The organism is Synechococcus sp. 60AY4M2 (genome assembly GCF_002760375.1).
Lineage (GTDB): Bacteria > Cyanobacteriota > Cyanobacteriia > Thermostichales > Thermostichaceae > Thermostichus.
The window spans coordinates 2,910,438-2,920,636 of the sequence record NZ_AUMZ01000001.1 but is presented as its reverse complement, the minus strand read 5'-3'; the positions used below and the strand labels follow the sequence as shown (position 1 = coordinate 2,920,636).

At 63.2% G+C, this 10,199-nt stretch carries 8 protein-coding genes and 1 pseudogene; 4 read left to right on the top strand and 5 right to left on the bottom strand.

Features of this window, described 5'->3' with window-relative positions; translation table 11 throughout:
• The first annotated feature begins 303 nt into the window (after nt 1–303).
• Complete coding sequence (locus SYN60AY4M2_RS12800) at nt 304–483, top strand: hypothetical protein (RefSeq protein WP_099813087.1); 180 nt, start codon at nt 304–306, stop codon at nt 481–483.
• On the opposite strand, the gene SYN60AY4M2_RS12795 is transcribed toward SYN60AY4M2_RS12800, so the two are convergent.
• From SYN60AY4M2_RS12795 to SYN60AY4M2_RS12770, 5 genes are all read right to left on the bottom strand, one after another.
• The gene (locus SYN60AY4M2_RS12795; RefSeq protein WP_240527854.1) at nt 480–1,256 is read right to left on the bottom strand and encodes a cobalamin-binding protein; all 777 of its coding nucleotides are present in this window, start codon (nt 1,254–1,256) and stop codon (nt 480–482) included. The genes SYN60AY4M2_RS12800 and SYN60AY4M2_RS12795 overlap by 4 nt on opposite strands.
• A 281-nt stretch (nt 1,257–1,537) precedes the next feature.
• Nucleotides 1,538–3,094, bottom strand: a complete 1,557-nt coding sequence (crtH, locus tag SYN60AY4M2_RS12785) for a carotenoid isomerase (RefSeq protein WP_099813372.1) — start codon at nt 3,092–3,094, stop codon at nt 1,538–1,540.
• Between the two features lie 139 nt (nt 3,095–3,233).
• Nucleotides 3,234–4,163 carry an ABC transporter permease gene (locus tag SYN60AY4M2_RS12780; RefSeq protein ID WP_099813084.1) on the bottom strand — a complete coding sequence of 310 codons (930 nt, stop codon included), beginning with the start codon at nt 4,161–4,163 and terminating at the stop codon, nt 3,234–3,236.
• Nucleotides 4,157–5,281, bottom strand: a complete 1,125-nt coding sequence (locus SYN60AY4M2_RS12775; RefSeq protein ID WP_240527897.1) for an ABC transporter ATP-binding protein — start codon at nt 5,279–5,281, stop codon at nt 4,157–4,159. The genes SYN60AY4M2_RS12780 and SYN60AY4M2_RS12775 overlap by 7 nt, the downstream gene beginning before the upstream one ends.
• Nucleotides 5,282–5,357: 76 nt before the next feature.
• Nucleotides 5,358–6,218, bottom strand: a complete 861-nt coding sequence (locus tag SYN60AY4M2_RS12770) for a PD-(D/E)XK nuclease family protein (protein ID WP_049749827.1) — start codon at nt 6,216–6,218, stop codon at nt 5,358–5,360.
• Between the two features lie 156 nt (nt 6,219–6,374).
• Here SYN60AY4M2_RS12770 and frr point away from each other — a divergent pair, with 156 nt between their 5' ends.
• The 3 genes and pseudogenes from frr to SYN60AY4M2_RS12755 all read left to right on the top strand — a co-directional run.
• Nucleotides 6,375–6,923 (top strand): ribosome recycling factor, encoded by a 549-nt coding sequence (gene frr / locus SYN60AY4M2_RS12765; RefSeq protein ID WP_011430687.1) that lies wholly within the window; start codon nt 6,375–6,377, stop codon nt 6,921–6,923.
• A gap of 95 nt (nt 6,924–7,018) precedes the next feature.
• The gene (locus tag SYN60AY4M2_RS12760; protein ID WP_099813082.1) at nt 7,019–9,730 is read left to right on the top strand and encodes a CBS domain-containing protein; all 2,712 of its coding nucleotides are present in this window, start codon (nt 7,019–7,021) and stop codon (nt 9,728–9,730) included.
• An 89-nt stretch (nt 9,731–9,819) separates the two neighbouring features.
• Nucleotides 9,820–10,199: pseudogene (locus SYN60AY4M2_RS12755) on the top strand (peptidase M48); the annotation flags it as partial.

Sequence of the window (10,199 nt, the reverse complement as noted above, 5' to 3'; positions counted from 1 at the left end):
GGTTCCCCCTTCGGGGGGATCCCTAGAAATTGGAAACACTCCTGCTCGTCTGCTATCATGACTCTCGTAATAATGGGAAAGTTCCCCCTTCGGGGGGATCCCTAGAAATTGGAAACGGGCTGGGAGCCGACATCACTACGCCATCGTTCAGCTTGTTCCCCCTTCGTGGGGATCCCTAGAAATTGGAAACCCCGCCTCGGGTGGAGACTTCCACCACGTAAAACGTCTGGGTTCCCCCTTTGTGGGGATCCCTAGAAATTGGAAACGACCTCCGAAACAACACATCACTGGGCAAAGCCCAGCATGAAAGTTCCCCCTTCGTGGGGATCCCTAGAAATTGGAAACAACCGCCAGGTGCTCCCAAACTTCACGCGCCTGTGCAGCAGCCACAATCGGGCAGTGCTGTACGCGCTAGAAGACTTCGGGCTCAAGTATGACGCCGTCCAGGCCCACAACCATATCGAAAGCAGCATCAAAGCTTAGGCGGAGGATTGGGCCTCCCAGCGGTCAAAGATCTGCAGCAGCAACTGCACCCCATCGGTCAAGGCAGCCGGACCGGGCTGCAGAATCACCTCTGACGGCAGCTCGTAGACGTGTCCGCTCCAGACCGCCGGGATAGTCTCCCACCCAGGGCGGCTGTGAAGCCGCTCAGGCTTGAACCTCTTGCCACACCAGGACACCAGGATGATGTCTGGAGCGCGCCGCACGACCTCTGCCGGTTCAGCTATAATCCGGCGCCGTGCATCGGGATAGGCACTGAATTCGGAAAAGATGTCTTCAGCTCCACACAAACGAATGAGTTCGCTGATCCAGCCGATGCCTGTAATCAAGGGGTTATCCCACTCCTCGAAGTAGACCCGTGGACGGCGGCGCCGTTGCTGTCCACGCTGCATAGCTCGGTGCAATCCCTCCCGCAAGGAGCGCACATATGCCCGTGCCTGAGCAGCTCGCCCTACCAGTGCCCCAAGGCGCAGGATCATGGAGAGGATCCCCTCAACCGTGCGCTGGTTGAAGCAGACAACCTCCACCCCCTGGCGAATGAGCTCAGCGCAAATGTTTGCCTGCAGATCCGACCATGCAAGCACAACATCGGGCTGCAGCGCCAAAATCCGTTCGATGTTGGCATCCAGAAGGGTGGACACCTTCGGCTTCTTCCGCGCCTCCGGCGGACGCACCGTAAATCCAGAAATGCCGACGACGAGATCCCCAGCCCCCAAGGCGTAGAGCGTCTCTGCCGTCTCCTCCGTCAAGCACACGATGCGCTCTGGCAATCGCGGTCGCGGAACATGTCTGCCAATCATCGGGATTTCTTCGAGCGAGTCCACAAAGTGGTTTGCCAGATTCTGGCAGGCAAAGCTACTACCTACGGTCACCTTGCCGAGGCCCTGGGGGTACGCTCCGCTGCACCCAGGGTCGGTTGAGCGCTCTAGGCTGCCCGCTTCGATGCCTCACCCCGACGCTCATGCAAGAGCTCTTGCAGTGGGAAGGGGTTCAATGCAAGACGACTGCGGGGGGTTCCTAGAAATTGGAAACAGCTTTAGGAAAAGTCCGCCGCTACCCGGTGGGCGCAGGCAAACCCAGAGAAAGCGACAGCGTTGAGTCCCTGGCCGGGGAAGGTGCTATCCCCCACGCAGTAGAGGTTGGGGATGGCGGTGCGGTTGAAGGGCATGCCCAAGAGTCCCCAGGGAGTGCCGCGAGGGATGGGGCCGTAGGTGCCGTCGACGCGGCCCAAGAAGCGGCGGTGGGTGCGGGGGGTGCCCACTTCCTGCAGTTCAATGTGGGATCCCAGACCAGGCCAGAGGGCCTCCAGGCGGCGGATGAGACGCTCGGCTGCCGCTTGTTTTTGCTGCCGGTACTGCTCTGGGCTCAAGCCCTGCCAAGTCTGCATCCAACTGGGGGTAAAGGCGTGGACAATGTGGCGGCCTGGTGGGGCCAGCTCCGGATCCAAAAGGGTGGGGATGGAGACGAAGATCGTGCCCTGCTCCGCCTCCATGGCTTGCCAGTCTTCTAAAAGAATGTGGTGGCAGTAGCGCTCACCGGCCAGGGCCTCGGCCCGCACCCCCAAGTGCAGGCTCAAGAAACTGGGGGACTGTTGATAACGGCTTTGCCAGCGCCGCTCCGCTGCCGGAAAGGGTCCTGGCCAGAGGCGGCCAAAGGTATCCCAGCGGGTGGCATTGGAGATGATCTTGCGCGCAAAGAGCTTTTCCCCCGTGGAGAGCTCGACGCCCACGGCCCGGCCCCGTTCTGCCAAAATCCGCCGCACCGACGCTCGGTAGCGGATTTGCCCCCCGCAGGTCTCTAGCCCCTGGGCCAGCTTCTGGGCAATCTGCCCCACCCCTCCCTTGGGGTAGTTGACGCCGCCGTAGTGGCGGTCGCAAAACACCATGCCGGCGTTGATCATGGGCGTGCGCTCTGCCGGCACCACCGACCAGCAGTAGCACTCCATGTCCACAAAGCGCAGCAGCGCCGGATGGCGGAGGTGGCGCCGCGCCACCTGGCCCACATTGGCCGGCAAATAGCGGGCCAAAGTCAGGCAGGCGCGGGGGTTGCCGACAAAAGAGCGCCAGAGATAGCCCCACTCCTCCAAAGAGAGCAGCTCCATGGCGTTGAGGCTGTTGAAGATGGGCCAGAAGCGGTCGTAAAAACGGCGGATGCTGCCCGCTTCCTGAGGGAAATAGCTGGCTAGCTCCTGCAAAAACTGCTCGTAGTCCCGGTGCACGCGCGGGCTGAGCCCCTGGGGCAGGTGGTAGGCAATCTGCACCGGGTCGGGGATGGAGTCCAAAGACTGGCCCACGGCAGCCAAGGCGCGGGTAAGCAGGTTGGTGGTGCCCTGCCTGCCCAGGCCAAAGATCATGGAAGCCCCGACATCAAAGCGGTAGACCCCCTTGCCGTTGGGATCCGGGCGCTCAAAGTAGCCGGCGCTGCCACCAGGGATGAGGTATTTTTCCAGCACCAACACCCGGTAGCCCTTGGCCGCCAACTGGGTAGCTGCCACCAGGCCACCAATCCCAGCGCCGATGACAATGACATCCCACGTTGCCGGGGGAGAGGACTTGAGCTGGGCGGAAGCCTGAGGAAGCAGAGTTTGGGTCAAGGGATCCCTCTCGCACAACGCCAGTATCCTCAACCTACCAGAGCTTGCCAGCAAGCGGCGATCCGCCATCTCCCGGATCCCTAACTCCCCTCTCCCTAAGGGAGAGGGGCTGGGGGTGAGGGGATCCCTTGCCAGCGACTTAGATCAGCTCTTCTAGGCCGCGGCTGCCGACGTAGCGGCTGTAGGCGTAGACTAGCCCCAGGCTCAGGCCAGTAACCAGAAAGCTGAGGGCCGCTCCAAAGGGGTAGTCCAGGCTCGCGCCAAACTGCATCTGAATGACATTGCCAATCAAGAGCGTCTTGCTGCCCCCCAGCAAGTCGGGCACCACGAACATGCCCAGGGCCGGGATCCCAACCAAAATCAGCCCCGCTGCCAGCCCCGGCAGCGTCTGGGGAAAGAGCACCCATAGGAAAACCTGCCAGCCGTTGGCGTAGAGATCCCGTGCCGCCTCGGCCAGGCGCCAGTCGATGCGCTCCACGGCTGTGTAGAGGGGCAAGACCATGTAGGGCAAGAACGTGTAGATCATGCCCAGATACACCGCCAGCCAACTGGGGTAGAGAGCCGTCTGGGGCGGGATCCAGCCCAGCCAGGCCGCTAGCCGCGCCGGCCACCCCTCCGGGGCCAACACCACCATCCAGGCGTAGGTGCGGATCACCAAGTTGGTCCAGAAGGGCACCACCACCAGCGTCAGCAACAGATCCCGCTGTCGGGGCGGGTGGGCGGCGATAAAAAAGGCCAGGGGATAGGCCAGGAGCACACAGAAGAAGGTGGTAACTGCCGCCACCAGCAGGCTGCGGCCCAGGATCTGCCAGTAGATGGGCGTCCACCCTAGGGGACCGTAGCCAAGAGCGCGCAGGTAGTTGGCCAGCGTCAGGGGCAGGCCCACCTGGCCAAACTCGCCGCGGCTGAGAAAGCTACAGGCCAAGAGCAGCAGCCCCGGCAGCACCAAAAACGTGACCACCCACAGCACCCCCGGCCCGGCAAAGATCAGGCTGTGCAGCAGCTCCTGCCAGGGCGTGAGCAATTCCCCGGCGCGCACTTGGGCAGGCTTCTCCAAGCGCTTCAGCATGGGGAGTCCTCCCGCCGGGGATCCGGCCGCAGGCGCACCAAGTTTTTAGGAGGAAGATGGGCCACCAGGGCCTCCCCGATGGCAAAATCCTGGTCTTCGATGTCGGCGTTGAGGGTGAGGGCCTTGAGCTGCTGGCCGCTAGCTGTGCGCAGGAGGTACTGGTTTTCTGCCCCCGTGTAGATGAGGTTTTCCACCCGCACGGGCACTTGGTTGGGCAGCAGATCCCAGCCGCTCCGAGAAAGCCGAATCTTTTCCGGCCGAATGGCCAGCTGCACTGGCTCCAGGGTGGGTTGGATCCCGAGCACCTTGAGCTTGCCCAGGGGCGTCTCGACGCAGTCGGTGCCGCAGGCGATCCCTTCGATGAGGTTGCTGGCCCCCAAAAAGTCCGCCACAAAGGCTGTTGCCGGCCGCTCGTACACCTCGTCGATGAGGCCAACCTGCTCGATGCGCCCGGCCCGCATCACCGCCACCCGGTCGCTGGTAACCAAGGCCTCCTCTTGGTCGTGGGTCACGAAAATGAACGTCATGCCCAGGCGGCGCTGCAACTCGCACAACTGCACCTGCAGCTGCTTGCGCAACTTGGCATCCAAAGCCGAGAGCGGCTCATCCAACAGCAGCACCTCCGGCTCGTTGACCAAGGCGCGGGCTAGGGCCACCCGCTGCTGCTGCCCGCCGGAGAGCTCCTGGGGCTTGCGCTTAGCCAGATCCCCAATCTCTACCAACTCCAAAGCGGCGGCCACCCGCTTGCGCAGCGCTTCCCCTCGCACTCCCCGCATGCGCAGGCCAAAGGCGACGTTCTCTTCCACGGTCATAAAGGGAAAGAGGGCATAGCTCTGGAACACGGTGTTGACGTTGCGCTTGTGGGCAGGCAGATGGCCCACCGGCTGCCCCCGGATCACCACCTCGCCAGCGTCAGCTATCTCCAGGCCGGCGATGATGCGCAGCAGCGTGGTCTTGCCGCAGCCGGAAGGCCCCAACAGGCCAAAAAACTCGCCCCGCCGAATCTGCAAGTCAATGCCGTCGAGGGCCACAAAATCGCCAAAGCGCTTGCGGAGCCCCTTGAGCTCCACATCCCAGTCGGGATCCCTGGAAGTGCCGGCAATGACTCCTGCCACCACAGTTAGCAACCCTGCAATACTCTCTAACTCAGTATGCAGGTTTGGAGAGCGATTGGGGTCACCGAGATCCCGGCGGCTATAGCCATTCCGCCTCAGGCGTTTCCTCTAGTGGCTCCGCTTCCGGCCAAACCCAGTCCGTCAGGTTCTGGGAAGGGATCCCTGGCGGCATGAGCCCGTGGCAACGGGCGCAAAACAGGCAACTGGCACAGCGTTCGCCGTAGGGGAGGGCGGGAAAGGCCTGCGCCTCCAGTTGCCGCAGGCGGCCTAGGGTGGCTTTGAGGTGGGCCAGATCCCGCTCGTAGGCGGCGGCGCTGTAGCGCAACTGAAAAGGCTGCTGCGGGTGCTGCACATACCAAAAGGTAAGCTGCACCTGCTCCGGCTCAAAAGGGCCTGCCAGGGGCAGTTGAGCGGCCACCCCGCAGAGCAACAGCGGGTAAAGGCGCACCTGCCAGTCCTGGGCCAACTGTTCGTCGGGGGGGCGCTGCCGCTCCGTCTTCCAATCGACAATGTGCAGGGATCCCGGCGCAATCACCAGCCGATCCAGGCGAGCCATCAGCTTAAACCCCTCAATCCGTTGCCAGAGGGGCAGTTCCGCCAACACCCGCCCCTGCGGCTGGGCATGGGGACTGGCCAAGAACACCTGCCACCACTGGCGTACTGTCTCCTCCAAGGCCGACAAGCGCGGCTCCACCTGGAGCCCGCGGCTGTACGATTCCACCAGGCGGTGAAACTGGCGTCCCCGCTGCTGCTCCGCTTCGTGCTCAAAGGCATCCGCTGCCGGCCAAATCAGCCGCTCCAGGTACACGTAGCAAAACAAGCGGGGGCAGTAGTCCAACAGCGCCAGAGCCGAAGCTGAGAGGTTGACCTGCTCAAGCGTCAACCTCAGCGGGGAAAAAGCAGCAGGGATCCCAGGCATGGACCAAGAAGAGGAGTTCATGGCCATTCTAGTGCCGCTAGGACTGGAGAATGGCTTCTAGAGCCGCGCGCGGATCTAGACAAGATAAAATTAAGCTCAGGCTCGTGCTAGAGGTCTTGGTTTTTTGCCGCTAGTGTCTGAGCGTCTGCAAACTGTTTCGAGAGCGAGGAAAAGGTCGTGGAGCTAGCTGAGATCGAGGAGTTAATGAGCAAAGCGGTGCAGGCCACCCAGCGTTCCTTCAACACGGTGCGCACCGGGCGGGCTAACGCCAGCCTGCTGGATCGCGTTCAGGTGGAGTACTACGGCGTTCCCACTCCCCTGAAGGCGCTAGCCAGCATCACCACTCCAGATGCCAGCACTCTCTTGATCCAGCCTTTTGATCCCTCGACCCTGGCAGCAATTGAGCGGGCCATCGTCGCCTCCGACCTGGGCCTAACCCCCAGCAACGATGGCAAGGTGGTGCGCCTCAATATCCCTCCTCTAACCGAAGAGCGGCGCAAGGAGCTGAGCAAACAGGTGGCCAAGCTGGCCGAAGAGGGCCGGGTTTCCATTCGCAACATCCGCCGCGACGCCATCGACTCGGTGCGCAAGCGGGAGAAAAACGGCGAGATCTCCGAAGACGAGTCCAAAAGCTTGCAAGAAGAAATCCAGAAATTGACCGACCGCTATATCAAGAAGATCGACGATCTGCTGGCGGAGAAAGAAAAAGAACTGACCACGCTTTAGGGCTTTGTCCTTGAGCACGCCCGCCAACTGTTTTTGGCCCGCTGCAGCCAAGCAGCAGCTCCCTCCCCGGGGCTGGGATCCCGGCCTAGGCCAGCATGGACCTCATCTTGTGTCATCAGTCAGCAGATTTCGACACCCTAGGGGCGGCAGTGGGGGCAGCCCGACTCTACCCTAGCGCCCGCATTGCCTTGACTGGCGGATCCCTGCCGGGAGTGCAGGAGTTCTTGGCCCTCTACCGGGACGAGTTTCCCCTCATCGAGCTGCGTTCGGTGGATCCCCGCCAGGTCCAGCGCTGGATCCTGGTGGATTGTTACGACCCGGATCGCCTCGGTAAGGCTGCTGCCTGGCTGAGCGTTCCTGGGGCGAAGATCGAGATTTTCGACCACCACCTGCCGGCCACCCCGCTGGAAGAGCTGTGGCCGCAGCAGCAGGTCAGCGCTCACATTGAGGCGGTGGGCTCCACCTGTACCCTCCTGGTGGAGCGGCTGCAGGCGGCCGGGATCCGCCTCAGCCCTTTCGAGCGGCTGGCGCTGGCGTTGGGCCTCCACATGGACACGGGATCCCTGACCTTCCCGGAGACCACCGCCCGCGATGCCGCCGCCCTCACCTGGCTGATGCGTCAGGGAGTCAACCTGGTGGTGCTGCGGCGCTTTTTGGGCGATGGCCTCACCCCCCCGATGCAGGAACTGCTCAGCCAGGGACTGGCCCAGATGCAGGTGGAGGCGGTGGGGGAGTACCGCTTGGGAACGTGGCTGCTGGAGCTGCCGGAGTTTGTGCCTGGCCTGGCCGGCCTGGTGATGCGGCTGATGGAGCTGACGGGGGTGGACGTGCTGCTCTTGGTGGCACGGCAGGGGGAGCGGCTCAGCCTGATCGGGCGGGCGCGGCAGGAGTTTGCCCAACTGGGCCAGGTGATGGCCCGCTACGGCGGCGGCGGCCACGACTGTGCGGCAGCCGCTACCCTAAAAGCTTCTCCAGACCAGCCCCTGCCCGATCCCGCCCAGGTGCTGAGCGACCTCAGCCAGGCGGTTAAAGAGCGGATCCCGCCGCCTGTGACGGCCAAGGATTTGATGTCCTCGCCGGTGCGCACCATCCGACCGGAGGTTACTATCCAGGAGGCGCAGCGGGTGCTGCTGCGCTATGGCCACTCCGGCCTGGTGGTGGTGGATGGCCAGGGCCGCCTGGTGGGAGTGATCTCGCGGCGAGATATCGACATTGCCCTGCACCACGGCTTTGGCCATGCCCCCGTCAAGGGCTACATGACTACCGACGTCAAGACCCTCTCCCCCGACACGCCCCTGGCGGAGATCCAGCGGCTGATGGTGCAGTGGGACATTGGCCGTCTGCCAGTGCTCCAGGATGGCCAGTTGGTGGGGATCGTTACCCGCACCGATGTGTTGCGACACCTGCACCAGCTGCCGGCCCTCTCACCCCAGTTGGCTTCTCCTGCTCTCTCTTGTCCTTTGGATCTCACCTTTGCCGCTCTCTCGCCGCAGCACCGCCGGCTGCTAGAGGAAGCTGCCCGAATTGCCGATGAAAAGGGTCTGCGGCTGTATCTGGTGGGGGGGGCGGTGCGGGATCTGCTGCTGCACCGGTGGGGACGGCAGCCCTCCTCTTGCCTGGAACGGCTGGATTTGGATTTGGTGGTGGATGGGCCTTACCCCTCGACCCCCCAAGGGACGGATCCGCCGGGCTGGGGGTTGATCCTGGGAAAAGCCCTCAAGCAGCACTTCCCGGAGGCACGCCTGGAGATCCACGGCAAGTTCCAGACGGCAGCCCTGATCTGGCCAGGGGGCTTTTGTGTGGATATTGCCAGCGCCCGCACCGAGTTTTACCCCTACCCGGCCTCGCCCCCTGAAGTGGCCATGGGATCCATCCATCAGGATCTCTACCGGCGGGATTTTTCCATCAATGCGCTGGCTTTGCGCCTCAACGGCCCCCAGCGGGGTCAGTTGCTGGACTTTTTCGGCGGGCAAGCGGATCTGCAAAAGGGGATCATCCGCGCCCTCCACCCCAACAGCTTCATCGAGGATCCCACCCGCATCTACCGGGCAGTGCGCTTTGCCGTGCACCTGGGCTTTGCCCTGGATCCGACCACCGAAGAATGGATTCGCACGGCTGTAGCCAGCGGCCTCCACGATGCCGTTGGCGGGGAGCGCCTCAAGCAGGAGCTGGCCTACATCCTCCGCTCCCGCGACTGGCCCTTGGCTTTTGAGCGGCTGGCGGCATGGGGAGCCCTGCGCTGCATTCACCCCGCTTTGACCTGGGATCCCTCCCTGTACCGGCGGCTGCAGCGGGTGGGCCGCTGGGCCTATCACTTCCGCCGCCGCTACCCCGAGCTGGGATCCCAGGAGATCTGGCAACTGCGCCTGGAAGCCTTGCTCTTGCCCCTGCCCCAGGCACCCCAGGTAGCCAGCCAGCTCCACCTCACCCAAGCGGGCATCGAACGCCTCAGCCATTTCTCCCACTACCAAGCCCTCTTGGCCCAACTGGAGACCGGATCCCTGTCTCCGGCTCAGGTAGTACGGCTGCTGCAGGGGCTGCGCATCCCGGCGGTGATCCTGTTGGCAGGGCTGGCCGCCAAGCCAGCGCGGCGGCTGCTCTGGCGCTACTTGCAGGAGTGGCATTGGGTGAAGCCACCCCTCAACGGGCACGATTTGCGTTGCCTGGGCTACAAGCCGGGCCCTCTTTTTCAGGAGATCTTGGAGCGCCTGCGCTGCCTCACCCTCAACGGCGAGCTTACCACTCGCGCTGAGGCAGAAGCCTGGCTGCGGAAACACTTCCCCTTGCTGCAATCTCAGCCAAAGTAGCCAAAAGAGTAGAGGGGTTGCCCATTTCTGGTAGGACGATCCCATTGCCAGATCGCTAGCCTGAGAGAAGGTTGTCTTGGAGGGATCCAATGCGGGTATTGAAACCTCGCTCTGCTGTCGAGGCAATCCCGTCGGTGGGCCCCATCCCCCCCCAGCGGCGGAGTTGCCGCGTGGCCAAGCCGGTTGCCTTTGCTCTGCTGGCCATCCTTGCCGCCGGGATGGGATCCCCTGCCCAGGCCCAAGACCTGGTTCGGCTGCTGATCCACGGCCTGCAATGGCTGCAGGTGAGCCAGTTAAACGACGCCCAAGAGGTGAGCTTGGGCCGCCAGATCGACCAGCAACTGAAAGCCCGCGGACAGATTCGCGTCAGTTCAAATTTCTATTGGGTGGAGCGGGTGAACCGCATCGGCCAGCGGGTGGCCGCCCACAGCGAACGCCCTAACTTGCCCTATACCTTTCAGGTGGTGGA